The 18,831-nt window shown below is 60.0% G+C and carries 17 protein-coding genes; 6 read left to right on the forward strand and 11 right to left on the reverse strand.

Annotated features, from left to right (window positions below):
• Positions 1-20: 20 nt before the first annotated feature.
• From fhmpcd1 to LB513_RS01440, 7 genes are all read right to left on the reverse strand, one after another.
• Positions 21-950 carry a 5-formyl-3-hydroxy-2-methylpyridine 4-carboxylate 5-dehydrogenase gene (gene fhmpcd1 / locus LB513_RS01410; protein ID WP_224661659.1) on the reverse strand — a complete coding sequence of 310 codons (930 nt, stop codon included), beginning with the start codon at positions 948-950 and terminating at the stop codon, positions 21-23.
• Entirely contained in the window at positions 947-2,575 is a 1,629-nt protein-coding gene (locus LB513_RS01415; RefSeq protein ID WP_224661660.1) for a GMC family oxidoreductase, read from the reverse strand. Before LB513_RS01415 ends, fhmpcd1 begins: the two co-directional genes overlap by 4 nt.
• Positions 2,576-2,686: 111 nt before the next feature.
• A complete protein-coding gene (locus LB513_RS01420) occupies positions 2,687-3,409 on the reverse strand; it encodes a class II aldolase/adducin family protein (protein ID WP_224661661.1) in 723 nt (240 codons plus the stop codon).
• Positions 3,410-3,482: 73 nt separating this feature from the next.
• Entirely contained in the window at positions 3,483-3,941 is a 459-nt protein-coding gene (locus LB513_RS01425) for a YbhB/YbcL family Raf kinase inhibitor-like protein (protein ID WP_224661662.1), read from the reverse strand.
• 28 nt (positions 3,942-3,969) lie between these two features.
• A complete protein-coding gene (locus LB513_RS01430) occupies positions 3,970-4,599 on the reverse strand; it encodes an amino acid synthesis family protein (protein ID WP_224661663.1) in 630 nt (209 codons plus the stop codon).
• Positions 4,600-4,630: 31 nt separating this feature from the next.
• Entirely contained in the window at positions 4,631-5,770 is a 1,140-nt protein-coding gene (locus LB513_RS01435) for an FAD-dependent oxidoreductase (protein WP_224661664.1), read from the reverse strand.
• Positions 5,771-5,841: 71 nt separating this feature from the next.
• On the reverse strand, positions 5,842-6,666 hold the full coding sequence (locus LB513_RS01440) for an alpha/beta fold hydrolase (RefSeq protein WP_224661665.1): 825 nt from the start codon (positions 6,664-6,666) through the stop codon (positions 5,842-5,844).
• 210 nt (positions 6,667-6,876) lie between these two features.
• Here LB513_RS01440 and LB513_RS01445 point away from each other — a divergent pair, with 210 nt between their 5' ends.
• The 6 genes from LB513_RS01445 (at position 6,877) to LB513_RS01470 (ending at position 13,081) form a co-directional block, all read left to right on the forward strand.
• The gene (locus tag LB513_RS01445) at positions 6,877-7,509 is read left to right on the forward strand and encodes a GntR family transcriptional regulator (protein WP_224661666.1); all 633 of its coding nucleotides are present in this window, start codon (positions 6,877-6,879) and stop codon (positions 7,507-7,509) included.
• Between the two features lie 113 nt (positions 7,510-7,622).
• Positions 7,623-9,197: a GMC family oxidoreductase gene (locus LB513_RS01450; RefSeq protein ID WP_224661667.1), complete on the forward strand. Its 1,575-nt coding sequence runs from the start codon at positions 7,623-7,625 to the stop codon at positions 9,195-9,197.
• A gap of 412 nt (positions 9,198-9,609) precedes the next feature.
• Complete coding sequence (locus LB513_RS01455) at positions 9,610-10,659, forward strand: glycosyltransferase family 2 protein (protein WP_224661668.1); 1,050 nt, start codon at positions 9,610-9,612, stop codon at positions 10,657-10,659.
• The gene (locus LB513_RS01460; RefSeq protein ID WP_224661669.1) at positions 10,646-11,077 is read left to right on the forward strand and encodes a GtrA family protein; all 432 of its coding nucleotides are present in this window, start codon (positions 10,646-10,648) and stop codon (positions 11,075-11,077) included. The genes LB513_RS01455 and LB513_RS01460 overlap by 14 nt, the downstream gene beginning before the upstream one ends.
• Before the next feature lie 247 nt (positions 11,078-11,324).
• A complete protein-coding gene (locus LB513_RS01465) occupies positions 11,325-12,299 on the forward strand; it encodes a sulfotransferase family protein (protein ID WP_224661670.1) in 975 nt (324 codons plus the stop codon).
• Positions 12,296-13,081, forward strand: a complete 786-nt coding sequence (locus tag LB513_RS01470; protein WP_224661671.1) for a sulfotransferase family protein — start codon at positions 12,296-12,298, stop codon at positions 13,079-13,081. The genes LB513_RS01465 and LB513_RS01470 overlap by 4 nt, the downstream gene beginning before the upstream one ends.
• Here LB513_RS01470 and LB513_RS01475 read toward each other — a convergent pair.
• The 4 genes from LB513_RS01475 to LB513_RS01490 all read right to left on the reverse strand — a co-directional run bounded on the left by LB513_RS01475 (position 13,027) and on the right by LB513_RS01490 (position 18,730).
• Complete coding sequence (locus LB513_RS01475) at positions 13,027-14,271, reverse strand: hypothetical protein (RefSeq protein ID WP_224661672.1); 1,245 nt, start codon at positions 14,269-14,271, stop codon at positions 13,027-13,029. The two genes, LB513_RS01470 and LB513_RS01475, sit on opposite strands and share 55 nt — an antisense overlap.
• Positions 14,272-14,650: 379 nt before the next feature.
• Complete coding sequence (locus tag LB513_RS01480) at positions 14,651-14,986, reverse strand: DUF6270 domain-containing protein (protein ID WP_224661673.1); 336 nt, start codon at positions 14,984-14,986, stop codon at positions 14,651-14,653.
• 158 nt (positions 14,987-15,144) lie between these two features.
• On the reverse strand, positions 15,145-16,173 hold the full coding sequence (locus tag LB513_RS01485) for a hypothetical protein (RefSeq protein WP_224661674.1): 1,029 nt from the start codon (positions 16,171-16,173) through the stop codon (positions 15,145-15,147).
• Positions 16,166-18,730 (reverse strand): rhamnan synthesis F family protein, encoded by a 2,565-nt coding sequence (locus LB513_RS01490; RefSeq protein ID WP_224661675.1) that lies wholly within the window; start codon positions 18,728-18,730, stop codon positions 16,166-16,168. The genes LB513_RS01485 and LB513_RS01490 overlap by 8 nt, the downstream gene beginning before the upstream one ends.
• Positions 18,731-18,831: the final 101 nt, after the last annotated feature.

Consider the following 18,831-nt stretch of genomic DNA (forward strand, 5'->3'; position numbering starts at 1 on the left):
TGACCATGATGCGCCATCGGCTACTCCCGGCCCTCCAGAATTCGCCGCACCGCAACGAGCTTTCGTGCCCTTTCGCCCTGCAAGGCTTTGGTCTGCTCGGGCGTGTAGGAAAACATCCCTTCGCCCGACTTGATGCCGAATTTCGACGCGTTCGTCTTTTCCAGCACCAACGGCGCCACATCGTCCCGCGTGGAGAGATCGGCATTGAGGAAGGACGAAACCGATTTGTAGATGTCCAGGCCGGCCATATCGAGCAGCGCCATCGGCCCGATTACGGCTATCTTGTAGCCGATGCCCCACGACACGCAGGTATCCAGATCTTCGGGATCAATGACGCCGCGTTCGACGAGGTCGACGGCCTCGCGCAGCAGCGCATAAAGGACACGGTTCTCGACGAAGCCGGGCACGTCCTTCTTCACCACCACCGGCAGCAAGCCGATCGAGCGGATCAGGTCGCGGATGGCAGCCACGGTTTGCGGGGCGGTCTTCTCGCCGGCGATCACCTCGATCATCGGAATGATGTGCGGCGGGTTCGACCAGTGCATGCCGACCATCCGCTCGGGATGCGAGATGTGTTCCTGGAGCTTGGTGATCGGGATGCCGGACGTGTCGGACGCAACGATCGTGTCGGATGCAATCAGAGTGTCGATCGCGCGATAAACTTCGGCCTTGATCGAAATGTTTTCAGGCACGTTCTCGATGATGAGGTCGGCTCCGGAAACCGCATCGCTGAGGTCATTGGTGAAGCGCACCGTGCCAACACCGGACGGCGGCGGTGCGATATCCAGGGAATCGAGAACGGTCTCGGCCACGCCCAACATGGTCTGCGCGCGCTCGATTGCCGCGGGGGCAACGTCGTAGGCGCTGACCTGCAGGCCGCCCCTGGCGAGCCGGGCCGCCATGCCAGGCCCCATCGTACCCAGGCCGATGATGGCGATACGCTGGATCATTGCAGTATCCCGCTTTCTCTTGAGCTGGCGATGAGGTCGGCGGCTTTCTCGGCAATCATGATCACCGCCGCATTGATGTTCCCGCAGACGAGGTCGGGCATGACGGAAGCGTCGACCACTCTCAGGCCGGCGACGCCGCGAACGCGCAGTTGCGGGTCCACGACCGAGGCTTCATCGGCGCCCATGCGGCAGGTACCGGCCGGATGGTGCACCGTGATCGAGGTCCGCCGGATGTGTTCGTCGATCTCGTCGTCGCTCTGGCACTTCGGGCCCGGGAAGAACTCTGCCTCGATGAATGGCTGCATGGACGGCTGTGCGGCGAGATCGCGTGCCACCCGGAAGCCTGCCCTTAGAGACTCCCAATCCTTCGGCGAGGCGAGGAAGTTCTGATGGATCAGCGGCGCCGAAACCGGATCGGCCGACGCCAGTTTTACCGTCCCACGGCTTTCAGGCTGCGTGGCCACAACCCGCGTCGCGAAGCCATCCTGGAAAGGCGCCTTGAACGGCTTAAAGTAGGGCCAGGCGGCGAGCGGAGCGGCAGTGAACAGGAGCTGCACGTCCGGCAAAGGCCGACCCGGACCGCTCTTCAGGAAGGCGACGACGCCGCCGGGCACGTCGGCCGAAAACCCTCGACCGGTTAGGTACGTCTTGAGAAAGTCAAGTCCGATCCGGTCGGCGCGCATGTTGCGCAGGAACGGCCCGGGAGTGCGGCGCCGGTACATCAGGATGACCGACACATGATCCTGCAGGTTCTTGCCTACGCCCGGCAGGTTGACCCTGGTCTGGATCCCGTGAGCGGCAAGCTCCTCCTGCGCTCCGATGCCCGACAGCATCATGAGTTGCGGCGTGTTGATCACGCCGCCGGCAAGCAGCACTTCGTTGCGGGCGAAGACCGTGCGTTCGCTGCCTTTGTGAGCGACCACGACGGCGGTGGCGCGCGCGCCCTCCAGCACGATCCTGGTTGCATTTGCTTCGGTGAGGACCGTCAGGTTCGGCCGCTTCAGGACCGGCCGCAGATAAGCCGACGCGGTCGATGAACGGCGGCCTTTCGCGATTGTCATCTGGAGGCGGCCAAAGCCTTCCTGCCGCTCGCCATTGTAGTCATCCGTCTGACCATAGCCTGCCTGCACGCTGGCTTGCCTGAAGGCGTCGATCAACTTGTCCTTGTAGCGGCAGAACTGAGTGCTGACCGGACCACTGCCGCCACGATAGGCGTCTTCGCCGCCTTCCCAGGTTTCCTGCTTGCGGAAATACGGCAGGACCTTGTCGTAGGACCAGTCGCTCAGGCCGCTTTCCGCCCAACGGTCGTAATCGCCGCGATTGCCACGCACATAGGCCATGGCGTTCGTGGATGACGATCCGCCGACCACCTTGCCGCGCGCGCACTCGACCCTGCGCCCGCCGACATTGTCTTCAGGTTCGCAGAAATACATCCAGTCATGACGACGCTCGGTCAGGATCTTGCCCCAGCCGAGCGGTATGTGGATCATTGGGTCCCGATCCCAGCCCCCGGCCTCGAGCAAGAGCACCGTGCACTTGGGATCAGCGCTCAGCCGGTTGGCGAGAACGCAACCGGCCGAACCGGCCCCAACGATGATGTAATCGTAATTTTCCGCGTGCGGCATGGTTTCATTGCTTTCGTCTGACGCTCCGGCGCCAGAGAACTCTTGAGATTGAGGCTGGAAAATCCTGGCAGGCACCAGCTCTTCCAGCTGAAGTTCAAAGACCCGTAGACATCACGCCAAACCTGCCTGCCTAAGACGCTGCGACCAGTGATCCCATCCCCGGTCGATCTGCGCGCCGACTAGCTTTCCCGCCGCATTGATCTCGCCCGGCGACAGGTACTTGATCGTGCCGATCCGCAGGCCGGCCGTAAGGGCAGCCGCCTCCTGCTCAAGGTAGAAGGCGCGGAAGACAACCTCCCTGACGGAATTGCCCACATTAACGACGCCGTGACGCGCCATGAGCACGACAGGATAGCTTCCGAGGCTTTCGGCGATGTCCCGACAGACGCTCGGGCTGCCGCCGAAGAGATCAGTGTCGTCACCGTGCTTGTCGCGGATCTCGTAGACAGGGACGGCATCGCCGAGAAAAGCGCCCATATGGGTGACCGGCCGAAGCGGCTGGTCGACGAAACAGTAAGGCAGGACAGCGGGAGAATGGGTATGGAGCACGCATTGAACGTCGGGACGCGCCTTGTAGATTTCGCTGTGGATATAGCGTTCCAGATAGGAAGGGCGATTGTCCGACGTCTCACCGTCAAGGTTGAAACGCTGGATATCATCGACCGTTATCACGCTTGGAGCAAGCTTCTGTGCGAGGAAGAAGCTTTGTGGATCGTCCGGAAGACGGGCACTGATGTGGCCGAATGTATCCATGATCCCTTCGTTTATGAGGATTTTGGTGGCCGTAACCAGCTCCTCAAAAATCTTCTGATGATCGGCTTTTCTGTCTGTCATTCCTGAAATCTCCCATCAATGCTGCTGCGGCGATCATTCTTATTCTTGTTATCGATCGCCGAGACCGCACGTTTCACTTGTTTTCGTATATGCCGACGATCCGGTTCTGCTCGATGATGTTTCCGGCATATTTCTCGAGGAACTCTTCCCTGGTCGGCGCTCCATCGACCTTGGTGTCCAAAGCATAGACCCAGAAGTAATAGTGATGCTGGCCATGGCCTGCGGGCGGCTGGGGACCGTAATACTGCATGCCGCCGGCACCATTGGGGCCAACGCGGTACTTTTCCTGCGCGTCCGACAGGTCAGTGGCCGAGGGATCGATGCCGTAGACGACCCAGTGCGTGAAGCCATTGGGCAGCGGCGCGTCCGGGTCGTGGCAGATGAGGGCGAGCTCCTTGGTTCCGTCCGGCACGCCGCTGACCGTGAGCCTGGGCAACACATTGCCCTTGTCGCCAGCATGCTCGTCGCGGAGTTTGCCGAGCGGCTGGAAATCAGCCGAGGTGATTTTCAGGTCCTTGATATTAAGCGGCATAGGAATTCGTCCTTTCAGATTCGATCGACTAGACGGCGGTTGCCTTGAGGTCGGCCACGGTTTTGCCGCCGACGCGTTGATGCACGCGTGCACCGGATGCCACGGCTACGCAGATCAGCAGCTCGTCCGGGCGCGGGCCGTCCGGGACGGAAAAGGTGATCGCATCGTAGTGGGACCGGATGTAGAGCTCGTCCTTGTGGGCGAGCGGAATATCGATGGCCGTCCCCGCAACGGCCACCTTGCTGACCGACGAGATCCAGGCCTTGCCGCCGCCGACCTGCTGCCTCAGCGGATCGCCGAACACAGTGGTGATGCAAGCAACGACATGTTCCTGCTCGCCAGCCGTTCCCGCAATGCCGCCTTTGCCATAGCTTTCAACAGGCCTGTTGCCGAGCAGCGCGACGGCACGCTCTCCCAGCGCATGACCGATCGCTGCACTCGGATCGGTCAGATCGGACAATTCGGCGACAAACTTCCCGGCGTACGGATTGCGGATCACGACGCCGGTCGCGACCTTGACGAGGGTTTCGCCGGGCGCGCCGCCGTCGTGCCGGCATTCCTGCACAGAGGAATACCAGCCCCTAACATCATAATCCCGCTCGACTTGACTGGAATAGTGCATCTTCATCTCCTGAAGGGGAACGCGCAGCTTCTGCACGCCCGAGGACTGGCGACCGGCTTCCCCGGCATCATTGCGGCCATGAGTAGACACGGCGCAGCGGGTCGTACCGGGCTGCTTCCAGTGCAGCCGGCGTGAACATGTTTCCCTTCGACAGGGAACGGTTTGCCGCATAGTCGCCGGACAGGGCCTGGCAGCGATCGGTGATCGGGCGGATACGCTTCTCCCACGCGACCAGCGCATCCTCTACCGAGGAGTCTTCCACTAGGTTCTGGGACAGGCTGAACGCGTTGACCATCGCACAGCCGGCGCCTTGCGCGAGAGCCGGACACATAGCGTGCGCGGCATCGCCCACGAGCGCAACCTTGCCTCTCGTCCAGCTGTCCAGCTTGGTCGTTTCGTACTTGTCGTACCTGGCCGTCTGAAGCTTCGCCGCCTCGATCAGGCATGGCTCGAGGAAAGGAAACATCTCGACCCATACTTCGAGATCGATTGGAACGCGGGAGCCACGAGGGTCTGCGGCCGGAGCCATCAGCCCCAGGTAAAGCTCGTTCTCGTTGCAGGGCGAGTAGAGGATGCGCTGGACGCGCGGCCAGAAGTTCCACATGTCGATGGTGTTGTCCCATTCGCCATGACCGAGCTCCTTTTTCATGCGCGGGACGATCAGCCGGATAAGGCCGTCCTTGGACACCCAGCGGTCCTGGACGAAACCGATCGAGTCCCTGACCTTGGAACCGACGCCATCCGCGCCGACGATCAAGTCCGCTTCGAGAACCTCGCCGCTCTGCAGTGTCACGCGTCCCGCCGGATCGGCAGCGACGGCTTCGGAATTGACCCTTATATCGACACCAACGGCACGGGCGCGGTTGACGAGTGCGTTGTGGAGGTGGCTGCGCGTCATGATCCGCCAGGGCAGGCCATTGAACGTTTCCTTGGAAACCGACTTGTTATGCATCCAGGTCTCGTAGGTGGGAGGCGTGTGTGAGCCTTCGAGAACCTCGTCCAGCGCGCCTAGCCCTTCCAGCACGCGCAAGCCGTTATGCCAGAGGTAGATGCCTGCGCCGAACGCCCGCAGTTCCGCGCTCTTTTCATGCAAGCGGACATCCCATCCGTTCTGCTTCAGGGCGATGGCCGTGGTCAGACCGGCGAAGCCGCCGCCGGCGACCTCAGCCCGACGCGTTCTGCCGGAAGTTGTGTTCACGTTGGCCATGTTTTGATCCTGCTGCATTCAATGGATGACTTGGCTAGGGAAGGCACTTGGCAAGGGACGGCGTTCGGCCGTCAGGCGTCTATGAAATTCGTGATCGCTTTCAGCGTGGTCTCAGGAGAGACCTCGTTGACGTAATGGTCGGCGCCAGGGACGACGACGACAGGCAGGTCGGGGCGCAGCCGGCTTGTCTTGGCAAGCGCCGCCGGCGAAACCAGCTTGCTGGCCTCGCCTCGAACGATGAGAACAGGTCTGCTGACGTCCCGATAGGCACCCGCCAGGTCGGCCCGAAGGCCCCTTGCGGTCTGCGCCATGGCGGTCGGGGACGCGAGCGGCCGCAACCCGCCTTCGGTCGGCTGATAGCCGCTTGCAGCCCTGACCTTGATCGCGTCTGCGGGAATGTTCGGATAACGGGCTGCCAGATAGGCTTCGATTGCCGCTATGTCTTTGAAAAGCTGGTCACCGGCGTTCACGCGCGCTTCGAGCGCATCGAAGGCCTCGGCTTCGATGAACGGCGTGAAATCGATGGCGACCACGGACCGCACAAGATCCGGATATCTGGCGGCGGCCGTAACCGAATTCCTGGCACCAAGCGAGTGTCCCACAAGGATGGCGCGGCCACGGTCGAGCGTCCGGATCAGGCCGGCGATATCATCGGCGTAGTCACCAGCCTCATAGCCGACTTCCGGCTTATCGCTGCGGCCGTGTCCCCTTTGGTCAACCGCAACGGTCGTGAAACGATCGGACAATTTTTCCATCAACGGCCCGAAGACCGCCGAGTTGGACGTGATTCCATGGAAGAACAGCATCAGCGGGCCGCTGCCCGACTCTCGGACGTTCAGGCTGATGTGCCCGATGTCGATGCGTCGCGATTGCGAATGGCCGGAAAGCCCATCCATGTTTACGATCCTTGCCGCTGCCGGTCTGCTGCAAAAGGATCATAGGAGGCCGATGGTCGTCAAGCGGATTGTCAGACAATCTTGAAATTTGACAATTTGACCATCCGGCTGTCAAAGTCGGACACCAGGGCGTACCATTCAACGAGTCGAACGAGCCCGCGAGACCGATCCATGCCAGTCGATATGAATTTGCGAATCTCGCCCCGAACCGTGCAGCAGGAAACCGTAGACAAGTTGCGTCTGGCTATCTTCTCCGGCTTGTTCCAGCCGGGAAGCCGGTTGATCGAGAGCCAGCTATGCACACAGCTCGGCATCAGCCGCCCGTCCCTGAGAGAAGCTCTGCGCAGCCTGGAGGCGGAGCGCCTGATCGAGATCGTTCCCAACCGCGGGCCCTCGATACCGGCGCTATCGTGGGAGGTGGCGACCGCCATCTATGAAGTTCGCGAATTATTGGAAGTCGAGGCAGCGGGACGATGTGCCTTGAGGATTTCCGCCGAACGGCTGCGTGAGCTGGAGCGATCCCTGTCGGCATTCGAATTGGCGGCATCCAGCAACGACAGTCTGGCACAGGTCACGACGGCGGCGGATTTCTATTCGATCATACTCGCCAACTGCGGGAATCCGGTGCTGGAAGAAGTGCATCGCGGCTTGGTAGCCAGGATAAGTTTCTTTCGAGGACGGTCGATGTCCCTTGACGGCAGGGCGCAGAGCAGCCTGACCGAGATGAGAGAGATTTACGAGGCCATTGCCGCCGGCGACGAGAAAGCCGCACGCAAGGCCTCCAGGCAGCACGTCCTGAAGGCAAAGGCCGCCGCGAAGAGATCCATGGACAGCGCAACCTGACTCGTCGAACACCGATCCGCGTCTGACGGCGCGTCCCCGCGCAGATCGATACGCAAGGCCTTGGTCCCGCTGAGGCCGGCAATGAAGAACGCAAGCTCCCGGATGGAGGGATGATGACCACTGCCAACGATGGCCTTCGTTCGAGCTACGATCTTGTCATTGTCGGTGGCGGCTCCGCCGGAGCATTGCTCGCGGCACGTTTGAGCGAGGAGCCGGGCCGGCATGTCCTGCTGATCGAGGCCGGCGGAGAAGCGACGGATCCCGACATCTGGAACCCTGCCGCATGGCCGATGCTGCAAGGTCGCGACTACGATTGGGACTACCGCACCGAGCCGCAAGCCGGAACCGCGGGACGGGTGCATCGCTGGGCGCGCGGGCGTTTGATCGGCGGCTCGAGTTGCCTGCACGCGATGGGCTACATGCGCGGCCATCCTTCGGACTACGAGGCTTGGGCCGACGCGGCCGGCGATCGCCGGTGGAGTTGGGAGGGCCTTCTTCCGGCCTTCCGGGCGATCGAAGACCATCCGCTCGGTGGTGACGGCATCCAGGGCAAGGGAGGCCCGCTACCTGTCTATTTGCCCGCGGAAGAAGTCAGCCCGGTCGCTCGCGCCTTTATCGAGGCAGGTGCGTCCTTGGGCCTGCCCCGGCTCCAGGGCCATAACAGCGGCGAGATGATTGGCGTTACCCCCAATTCGCTGAACATCCGGGCGGGCCGCCGGGTGACGGTGGCGGACGCATGGCTCACCCCGGTCGTCCGCGGGCGGGCAAACCTGACCATCGTCACGGGTTCGCGGGTGCGACGGCTGACACTCGAAGGCAATCAGGTCCGCGGCTTGGAAATCGTGGGGCGACAGGGCCCGGCCGAAGCCTGTGCTGATCAGGTGATCCTTTGCGCGGGAGCGCTGGAAAGCCCGGCTCTGCTGATGCGCTCCGGTATAGGTCCGCGAGACGTTCTCAACGCAGCGGGTGTCGATTGCCTGCTCGACATTGCCGGGGTCGGTCGAAACCTCCAGGACCACCTGCTTGGCGCCGGCAACCTTTACGCCGCGCGCAAGCCGGTCCCTCCATCGCGGCTGCAGCATTCCGAATCAATGGCCTACATGCGCGCCGGCGACTTCGCCGCCGGCGGCCAGCCTGAAATCGTTGTCGGTTGCGGCATCGCCCCGATCGTGTCCGAACGCTTCCAAGCGCCTGCAGCCGGCACGGCCTACACGCTGCTGTTCGGAATCACCCATCCGACGAGCCGCGGCAGCGTTCGCATAAGCGGGCCTGAGTTCGGGGATCGATTGATCATCGACCCGGCATACTTGCAAACTGGCCGGGACCGCGAGCTGTTTCGCCAAGCTCTCGAGGCAGCACGGGCAATCGGGCATAGAGATGAACTCGCCAGTTGGCGAGAGCGCGAACTCCTGCCAAGCGCCCTGAACAGTGCGGCCGAGATGGACGACTTCATCGCGCAGTCGGTCATCACACACCATCATCCCTGCGGTACTTGCAGGATGGGAAAGGACGCGGACGCCGTTGTCGATGCAGATCTACGGCTCAAAGCGCTCGACAATCTTTTTGTGGTGGACGCGTCGATCATGCCCAACCTTACCGCAGGGCCGATTCATGCTGCGGTCCTCGCGATCGCCGAGACCTTCGCTCGACGGTACCGGGACCCGGACAATGTTGGCCCGAGGGGCTGATGTTCTGGACCGGTCAGTTCATCATTCCCCGCACTGAACTGATCCTTCGCGACAAGGAAACGGACGACGACCTTCGACTCATCTTCGCCCCCCCGGCTCCTCCTCGGCGGAGCCCGGCCGAAGCATCGGCGACCGCAAAATACTGTACGCTCAAGAGAAGCTAACCCGATGTTGAAGGCCCATTCTGTCAGGCGCCGATCGGCGTGACGAAACAAGGTGTCGCCGCAAGAAACTAACACGACAGTTCGGATGCCCGCACCGGAAATCAACTGGCTTGAGCCTCATCGGAGACAGCCCCATTCCCTTGCCTATAATTCATCAGCTGTTTATCGGTATAGGTAGTGCCTCTGGAGGTCTGCCCGGACCTCTCGTTTGCAATGCTAGGCGCATATCCTTTGTGACTAGGCATCCGATGAAAAAAGCGTATTTGCCTGCGGCAGCGACCGTGAGGGTTGCGGTCGTTCTGCCCTGCTACCGTGTGAAAGCACGCGTTCTTTCGGTCCTTGAACAAATCGGGCCAGAAGTCGATAAGATCTACATAGTAGACGATGCATGCCCTGAGGGATCAGGAGCATTTGTTGCGGAACAGACGAGAGACGCGCGCGTCAAGGTGTTGGCTCATCCCCACAACTTGGGAGTTGGTGGCGCAACGCTGACGGGAATGCGTGCGGCTGTGGCCGACGGCGCCGACATTGTCGTAAAGATGGACGCGGATGGGCAGATGGACCCAGCGCTGATCCCGAACTTCGTGGGCGTCATTGCCGCCGGCGAAGCCGACTACGCCAAGGGCAATCGGTTCTTCGAAACGGAAAGCGTGGCTGCTATGCCGATCGTCCGTCTGATCGGCAACGCGGGGCTTTCCTTCCTTGGCAAGTTCTCGACCGGCTACTGGCAAACCATGGATCCTACGAACGGATTTCTGGCCATCCATGCGAGCGTGGTGGAGCTGTTACCGATGAAGAAGATTGCTACACGCTATTTTTTTGAATCCGACCTTCTGTTCCGGCTTTCTGTCCTTGGCGCCAAAGTGGTCGACGTGCCTATGATAGCGAAGTACGGCGATGAGATCAGTGGGCTCGTTCCCCATCGCGAGATATTGCCGTTCGCGGCGGGCCATCTGCGAAATTTCGGCAAGCGGATCCTCTACAATTATTTCATTCGTGGCTTCAGTGCCGCCTCGGTGGAATTAATCCTTGGATTTGGCCTACTCCTTTTTGGCACTGTGTTTGGCATTTCGAACTGGGGGGTGACGAGCCCGGCTTCGGCCGGCACGGTGATGCTCGCGGCACTGCCCGTTATCGTGGGTTGCCAATTGCTTTTGGCAGCGCTGAACTACGATATCCAGTCTGTGCCACGCACGGCACTTCATCCGCGCTTGCGCCGTCCGCCGCGCAAGACTTCTTTGCGTCAAGACGACGCGCATCAGACCGCTGTGGGCTGGCACTCTGATGCGGACCCGTAGGGAGCGGATATCGGCCAAACTGGGGCAAGACTTGGATTCTCTCCTCGGTCGACGTGCACTCCGCTATCTCGTATCATCTGGAGGGACTTGGGTCGTAGATCTCGCCATCTTCTTGATGGCCTACCGCGCCATGCCGGTGCCTTTGGCTCTCCTACTCTCACGGCTTGCGGCCGCAGTTTTTGGATTTGGGGCGCACAAGTCCTTCTCGTTTCGGCGAACCGGCCGCCCCTCCTCGCTAGAGGTAGTAGGCTATGCCACGCTCGCGATTCTCAACTTTGCCATCGTTGCCACCGCTCTTTCCGTCTTCGCGTCCGAGGGCGAACTGTTCGTCTCCGCGCTCAAACTGGCGCTCGAGATGGCGCTGTTCGTGGTCAATTTTTTCCTGCTGCGCCGCCTTTTCCTTGGTAGCCAGAAATAGGCACTGAGGCGCGGATGATGGACCTTTGAGGAATCGGATCGTAGCATGCCATCATGTTAGAGCCTGTTTGGAATGCGTCAGGATGCGGCGAAAATGGTGATTTCGAGAACCGGAGCGGAGCGTACGTTTGGGTAGGTGAGCGCCGGAAGCGCAGAAATCGCCATTTGCAGCCCGCCCTGGCGCAATTTCCAAACAGGCTCTTAGAGCAAGGTGGCGGGCTTTCTCTCTGTACGCAATGGAGGTGTGATTGTTGGGTTCGTTGCGAAGGCGCCAAGCCTGTGTTGTGCTCGGAATGCATCGCAGCGGGACATCGGCGCTGGCCAATTTGCTCGCCTGCCTGGGGGCTGATTTGCCAATTGGCCTCAATCCGCCCGCGCCTGACAATCCAGAAGGATATTTCGAGTCGGCCGCGCTCGTCGCAATCCATGACGAGTTGCTGCGAGCCGGTGGCAGCGTTTGGTTCGACGTCAAGCCTTTCACGGTTAGTGCGGTGCCAGGAAATGCTGCCCGCGCGCTGATGCAGTCGATGGCCAAGGCGCTGGAGGCAGACTACTCGACGGCTGCCCTGCCGCTCATCAAGGATCCCCGCATGTGCCGCTTCTTCCCCTTATCCCGCGAGGTCCTCGCTGCGTCGGGGATGGAGTGTTCGGTGGTTTTGGCTTTGCGCCATCCCGCAGAAGTGGCCGCTTCCCTAGCAAGTCGCGACCAAATGTCGGCGACCTATTCCGGCCTCTTATGGGCACGCCATGTTATCAGTTCCGAGCGCGACAGCCGCGACCTGCCGAGGGTCACAATCTGTTATGACGACATGATGGCCGACTGGCGCTCGACAGCCGGGCTAATCAGGCGACTACCGGGATTGTGGCGGGCATCCGATCCAGAGCAACTGCCACTGAAGGCCAGCCTGCGGCACCACAACGGTCTTACAGCGATCGATACTTTCGGGCTCAGGCTGGGGCAGCCTTTGGAGGCTCTCTATTCGGCACTGAAGGCGCTTGCCGACAGTGACGGGGAGGAACAGCGTGCGCGCGTTGACGCTATCGCAGCCGACGTGCTGTCCGCCTCGGCCCGTGAGACTGCTCTCCTCGAAGCCGAATTCTTGCATAGACGTCTCTCGACAGCGAACCCGTTTTGGCGGTCGAGCGATCCTCGTGAAGATAGCGAGGCGCTTGCAGTGCTCTTCGACAGCCTGCATGCGAGCCCAGGACGTGACATTCGATGAACCAGAAGGTCGGCCTCTTTGTCGCCGGCGTCCAGAAGGCCGGGACGACAAGCCTCGACGCCTACCTGCGCATGCACCCCTCGTTGTGTGGCCCAATCATTAAGGAAACCCATTTCTTTGATGATGAATCTATAGCATGGAACTCCCCGCCTTATGAACGCCTGCACGGCTTCTATCCGTCGTCTGGGAAGAGGGCGCTACGTTTTGAGGCTACACCCGTGAGCAGTTTCTGGGGGCCGTCGATGGCGCGGATCCGTCGATACAACCCGGGCGCTAGGATCGTTATTCTGCTGCGTGATCCAATTGCCAGGGCCTGGTCGCATTGGTCTATGGAGGTTCATCGCGGCGCAGAGCGTTTCTCTTTTTCGGAAGCGATTACAGTTGGCCGAGGGCGTTTCGCGGCTGCCCCGCTCGGGCCGGAGTGGCGAGACTATTCGTATGTTGAGCGGGGATTCTATTTGGCCCAGATCCGTCGGGCGCTTCTGCTCTTTCCCCATTCGCAGTTGCTTTTTCTGGACTCGCGGTCGCTGGCGGAGGACGCAACTGGAACGCTGGCGCGAATCGCCGCGTTTGCAGGGATCGAGCCCTTTCCAAACGTCCCGGAAATGAGGGCTATGCCCAATCCACGGCCGGGGGGAGGTCCCAGCGCTCGGGATACCGCTCTGTTGCGGGCGCTATTCGCGGACGACACGCGGGAAGCAGTGGCACTCGCCGGCATCGATGCTCGTCACTGGCCAACGCTCGCTGACGGCGGCGATAGAGACATCTCGACCGAGCTATGACGGGGTCTCGCGTAAGCCAAATCTGCCAGCGCACCGCAACAGACAACTGGAAGAAGAAAAAGGTAGCGCACGTCACACGCGATGCCGATCAGCGCGAAGCTGGCAGCGAAGGTAAGACCTGAGGCCAGCATCGCCAAGACGACGATGTCTGTCTTAGCCCTCCTTTTGCGGATCAGGATTATTCCGGCAAGCGTCAGTGCCGCTAGCGCCCAAGCTCCGTTGACAAAGAGCGGGGTATCGAACCAGAGAGTGGAGTAGCGGTACAAGGCGGCATCCTGAGGCCGCAACTCTCGGTGGATCCCGAGTTCTGCCAATGTCGTATCGGGCCCGTCTACACCTACCCATACGGGCAGGCAAAGTCGAACATCGGGCGGCGCAACCATCCATCGGAACACCGCCGCGCGATGCTCCAGCCAGGCGAGCGGGTTTTTGCGCACCATCTGCCACCAGCGTTGCGTCACGCTCCCCGAGTCACGAAAATATCCCTCGAACTCCGCATTCTTCCCCATGGTATCGATGCGGCTGGGGTCGTAGTCGTGCCGAAAGGAAGCAACGATGCGCTCGGATTCCGGCGACGACGACGGGGTCGTTTCGAATGGTGGTGCACCCCGGACGATCATCCCTACAATGTCAAACCGGTGCAAGACTGTCAGTCCCCACGAAATCCCGCTACCGATCGGTCGGACGGCGGTCGCCTCGACCGAGACCTTGGCGGCGACAAAGATGCCGCTCGCCAACAAAGCCCAAGCCAGAGCGAAGGCAATGCGGGGGCCTCGGGAAGTATTGGTCGACTGAGCAAACGCAATCGAAATTGCAGCGAACAAACCCACAAAAAGCCCGTTCTGCCGAGTTGAGGCGGCCAAGCCGGCAAAGATCGAGGCCAAGGCAAGAAGACCGAGAGAAAAGAGGCGACGGTCGTCGTTGCGCCGCGCCAGCACGAGGGAGGCAAATGCGCTCAACGACAAGTTGGCGAAGAGCACGTCTTTCCAGATTACTCCCTGCGAGATCAAGACCAACGGGGTAGCGAGCAAGAAGAGCAGGAGCGATCCCGACAGCCAGTTTGCCCAACTTCGTTGATTGTCGCGGCCGGCCAGCGCCATCAATGGTAGATAGAATAGGGCAGACGCAAAGACGAGATAGAGTGCGGTGCCAGGAACGATGTGGTCGAAAATGCCGAGCAGTGCCGACATAAGTGGGGGGTGCGCTCCGGCATAGATACCGCTCCGGCCCTCCAGCAACTGAATAACCGAGTCAGTGGATAGTTGGCCTGGCGCATTGAGGGCGAGCGACACAAGCCATGTGAGAAGAATTAGGCAACGGAGCATTTTGTTTCCGCATCTCTCATCGATCGCAGCGGCACGCCATGGTCGGCGGCAGCCTGAGCCGGGAATCAATTGTACCGCAAGATAAAGTGGAAAGGTGAAGATCCCCAATGGTGGGCGGCATCCGCCACGCGAATCTGAGCTGGAGCTCGATCACAATGGCATCGGGAAACAGAGCTGCAAATTCCTTGTGTATCCGTTTGAGTTGGTCATTATGGGCGACCCGCGGGGCGAAGCGGTCCGGCAGTTATCTGGTAGCGGTTGCATTTCGGCGGCCGTCATCGAAAGCTATTCGCAATCGCAGCAGGCCGGCCATCCATAGCGACCATGCTTCGATCCAGAGTCGAGGGATGCCTCGCGCCCCACGGATTGCCGTGTCTGATATCATACCACTCTCGATCAATTCGAGACTTTCTGTCACCAGCACGTCCTCTTGGGCAAGAAGGTCGAAGCGCTCGTCTTTGAAATTGAGGACAAGGGTATCAGGCCTCGCTGCCGCCATCTGTTCAAGTGCCGTATTGTCGAAGTCCGTCAGCAACAGCGCGCGCGTGTAGAAGTGGCAGGTGGGCGGCACAAGAGCCATTAGCGGATCGAGGCTATTGAAGCGACCATCGGCAAGGACGCGCTCGCCAGTGAGGTTCTTCCTATGAAAAGCTCGGGTCGGCTCGTGGGGAGATCAAGAACCCACCAGACATCGCGGGGCACGCAACTACCGAGCACGGCTATTCTCTGCTTGGCCATCTACGTCGATCCGACCTGTTCGGCAAACTGGCGGGATGTTAGCGCAAATGGATCCGGGATAGCCGCATGTAGCGATGCCTTTTTGCGCCAGAGCAGCCGGTCGCCTCGTAAGATCGGCACCCCGTCCGCATAACGGCCATAGACCCACCATCCTGGAGGCAATCCGGTCGGAGCGCTGGTCGCGAGCGCGTTGGCATACCAGGCCATGATTTCGTCCAAGACGCTATTCGAGACGCTGTGACGTTCGAGCATGAGACGACCGACATCAGCGAATTTTGTGAAGTGAAAGAACCGCAGCGGCGCCCCATCTGCGCGAATGACACCATCACGGTCGATGCTTAGCGGTCGATGCTCCACATTCCAGCTGGCTACATTGCAACCGGGATCACGCAGGATGCACGTACTGGGGAAGAAGACCGGAACGTGGTCGCACCAACGCTGGTCGGTAAAGAGCCCCGAGGCGATGTCATCGATGCAGTGCGCATAAAGGCGGTCCGCCCACCAGCGCGCGAAACGACGTCCCTCCGTACGACCCGAAACGCCGATAAAGCCGAGGTTATAAATGCCGTGCTTAAGTGCGCCGATCTCGTTGTCCAAGACACCTGCTGCGGTCACTTCGGGTACGAGGAGATGCGGTGTCAGTAGAAGATCCGACCCATCAAGTCTCTCGGCCACCTCGGTCAACGGCGCAAACACAGCAATATCTGGATCGAGATAAAGCACCCGTTCTACGCCTTGATCCAGAATATGCTGAAGCATGGCGCCTTTGACGGCAGTGCAAGCCTCTACGACATCATGTTCAAACAACCACGCGCGCAAGTGGGGTATGTCTAACGCCTCGGCGGTGACCACGTGGTCGAACACACCCTCAATGACATGCATAGAAAAGTCAGATGGCGGAAGGTCGACGAGGCACAGCCACAACACCCAGTCGGGATGATGCCGACGCAGACTGCGAGCGAGTACGAGAGCCCTGTCTGCATAGGCGAGCGACGCCGATGTGAAGCAATGAACGCGGATTTCAGCCATTGCCCCTCAGGCTCCGCCTACGCGTCTCGGCGCTCGTTGAAAGCAACCATTCGGCGCTGGCGCCACCTAGCGTAAAGAGATGGCGCAGACGGGTCGCGCCAGCAAGAAGGTCGAACAGTTCACCGGTTTCGAACAGGTTTTGCAGTTCACCTTCGGTATGGACTGCATGTCCCTGCTTCGGTGCGTTTTTGCGTATCGCCTGCCAGATATTGCCAGAGTCGGGACGCGTCAGAACAAAAGCGCCGCCGGCGATCGCTTCGTGTGTTGTGAAGGAAAAGGTCTCGAAGCAGAGCGACCAGTTGACGACGATATCGATCTCCTCGACGACGACCGCCTCCACCATCGCCGCCTGCCTGCCGGGGCCAACCTCGACCAATACGTGACGAACGGGGGCTGTTATAGGCAGCCCCTCATCGGCCCCCAACTGCAGAAACTCGTAGCGCCCATCTTCTATGAAACGGTCTGCAAGATCTGCGAAGACCTGCCAGCCCTTATGAAAGGTTCGTGTCCCTAGATGCGCGATACGAAGCCTCTTGCGCGTCGGTCGAGTTATTGGTGGCGCCGGCAATGGAACGATTGATGCCGGTGCAATGACCGCGGAAAACTCCACGTTCGCCTTCATACGGCGTTTCCAGAAATCAAGAGCGACCTCGGATGGAGCAATTACGGTCGGCGACACAGATCCGAAGAATTTTTCGAGACGCGCCAAGTGCAGAGGTCTGTTTTCGCCGTGTGCGCAAATCATGCATGAGGCAGAGGCTACCTCGGGACCTCCGCAGAAAGCTATATCGTTACGCAGGAGAGCGGAACTATCGCATAGGCTTCCAAAGTCGTGAAGCCAGAACAGGAGCTGCGGGGATTTCGAGGCTTCGTGAATGGCTTGAACGTACTCTGGAGCCAAGCCAGAGAAATGATGAACAATGATCGTTAGAAACGCGTTCTGCTGGCCGAGGATCTTGGAGACTTCGAAAATCACGTCAATCGACGCTAATCCGAGAAACACTCCGTCGAGCCGTACTGCCAAAGTCGTCAGCGACCGATACTCTGCCAACAGAGACATTGGGTTCGCAGGTGAGAGATGCAGATATCCGATCCCATGCTCTGCAAAAGCGAGTTGTTCTGCATGGATTACATTCTGTACCCCGCCACAATTTGACGCGTAATCATCATGACTGAAGCTGAGAACGAGTGGACTTCGGGCAATTCGGTTCAATACGGCATCAGCCGTGACAGTCGATTCCTCCATTGAATGTAGAGCGGACTCGTTCGTCCGTGCCCAAGCAGATGCCAAAGTATAACGCCACGGTGGTGGGGCGATTTCCCGTTCCGCAGGTTTCTCGCTGGCCGGCGTCCGGGCAAGTAGGATGGACGCTTTCCCACTCTTTGGCCGCGGCACACGAAGCGGCCTCTCGTAGGCAGCGAGATGCTCCTCGATAACTTGGATCGAGGTTGGCGATCCATGTGGGATGAGTGCACGCCAATTTACCGCTTGGGGAATACGCTGGGGGTTGAGCAGAACCAGCTCTCTTTTAACAAACGGAAAGCCACTGCGCTGGACCAAAATGCCCGCGAAATAGTGCGTTGGATTGAGCGGAAGGTCGAGCAATTGTCGACGTAAGGCTAACTGCCAGCCTATGCCCGTAGGCGGAGCTCTGTTGCCCGGCAAGGCAGCAAACAAAGCGGCGACATCCTCTTCGGACTCAAGCAGCTTATTCTCTATTTCTTCATAACCCCATAGCGCCGCCACTCTGTGGCCCAGCGCCCGCATATGCACGCTCAGTGCAATTTCGAAGCGCTTAATCACATGCCACTTCGTGATACTGAGCGGCGTGGTCCGCAGAAACGATACAGTGTCGGCCACAGCTGCACGGCCGCGCGCCAAAAGAAAATACGACTGAAGATGCGGCTCGTATTCGATGCTGTCGGTCATGCCGAACAGCCCTTCTCCGCCCGCACGCATTTTTGCTAACGTCTGGTCGAGGGGGCAAAGCGGGCCGAGAACGGAATCATTTACGAGCAATAACTCAGTGGCCTGATCGGCGATCTCGGGGACGAGGCTCAGCGCATCGACCCAACTGCCAAAATCGAGGCCGAAATTGCGCCGATGAATGGCAGTCTCCACAATGTCTTCAATAACTTCGAAATCGGTATCGTCAAACGTCGGCGAAGCAGACACGAAGACGATTCTAAATCCTAGCCGGCGATACTCACGCAGCTGGCCTACGACCATTTCGCTAATCCCCGAATAGCGGGAGAAGTGAGCATAGAGGGCCACCGAACCGCCGTCGCAGTGAGTTGCCCCGTGGAAGACGCGCCGGCATCTGCCTCTTGCCCCGGAACGTCGTTCATTGACGTCGATCAATGCCAGCTTCCAGGCCTCCACCTTGCGCGAGAACCGCAACGCAGCCTTTTCAAACGAAGAGAACAGTCGTCTCAGGCGTTTTTTCCGCCCTTGAGGACGCCTGAGACGAAACGGCCGATCACCTACGTCAGTTAGGGTAAGGGGCCATTCCGCCGCGTTTTCGTTCTCATTCTGGGGGTTGCCGATTTCGTTCATCAATCTCGACCAAGATGCTTTGTGACACCAACGCCTATGCGTCTGGCACGGATTTCAGTCCGCCAACAAAATTCCAGTACAGGTATGACGGGTTTGGAGGC

It is taken from the genome of Mesorhizobium sp. ES1-1 (assembly GCF_020164785.1).
Lineage (GTDB): Bacteria > Pseudomonadota > Alphaproteobacteria > Rhizobiales > Rhizobiaceae > Mesorhizobium.

Coding starts and splice junctions, on each gene's coding strand:
- LB513_RS01470 (WP_224661671.1), top strand. CDS start 12,296: ATGAACCAGAAGGTCGGCCTCTTTGTCGCCGGCGTCCAGAAGGCCGGG.
- LB513_RS01420 (WP_224661661.1), bottom strand. CDS start 3,409: ATGACAGACAGAAAAGCCGATCATCAGAAGATTTTTGAGGAGCTGGTT.
- LB513_RS01415 (WP_224661660.1), bottom strand. CDS start 2,575: ATGCCGCACGCGGAAAATTACGATTACATCATCGTTGGGGCCGGTTCG.
- LB513_RS01480 (WP_224661673.1), bottom strand. CDS start 14,986: ATGGCTCTTGTGCCGCCCACCTGCCACTTCTACACGCGCGCGCTGTTG.
- LB513_RS01475 (WP_224661672.1), bottom strand. CDS start 14,271: ATGTCGGCACTGCTCGGCATTTTCGACCACATCGTTCCTGGCACCGCA.
- LB513_RS01425 (WP_224661662.1), bottom strand. CDS start 3,941: ATGCCGCTTAATATCAAGGACCTGAAAATCACCTCGGCTGATTTCCAG.
- LB513_RS01450 (WP_224661667.1), top strand. CDS start 7,623: ATGACCACTGCCAACGATGGCCTTCGTTCGAGCTACGATCTTGTCATT.
- LB513_RS01490 (WP_224661675.1), bottom strand. CDS start 18,730: ATGAACGAAATCGGCAACCCCCAGAATGAGAACGAAAACGCGGCGGAA.
- fhmpcd1 (WP_224661659.1), bottom strand. CDS start 950: ATGATCCAGCGTATCGCCATCATCGGCCTGGGTACGATGGGGCCTGGC.
- LB513_RS01460 (WP_224661669.1), top strand. CDS start 10,646: ATGCGGACCCGTAGGGAGCGGATATCGGCCAAACTGGGGCAAGACTTG.
- LB513_RS01455 (WP_224661668.1), top strand. CDS start 9,610: ATGAAAAAAGCGTATTTGCCTGCGGCAGCGACCGTGAGGGTTGCGGTC.
- LB513_RS01435 (WP_224661664.1), bottom strand. CDS start 5,770: ATGGCCAACGTGAACACAACTTCCGGCAGAACGCGTCGGGCTGAGGTC.
- LB513_RS01485 (WP_224661674.1), bottom strand. CDS start 16,173: ATGGCTGAAATCCGCGTTCATTGCTTCACATCGGCGTCGCTCGCCTAT.
- LB513_RS01440 (WP_224661665.1), bottom strand. CDS start 6,666: ATGGATGGGCTTTCCGGCCATTCGCAATCGCGACGCATCGACATCGGG.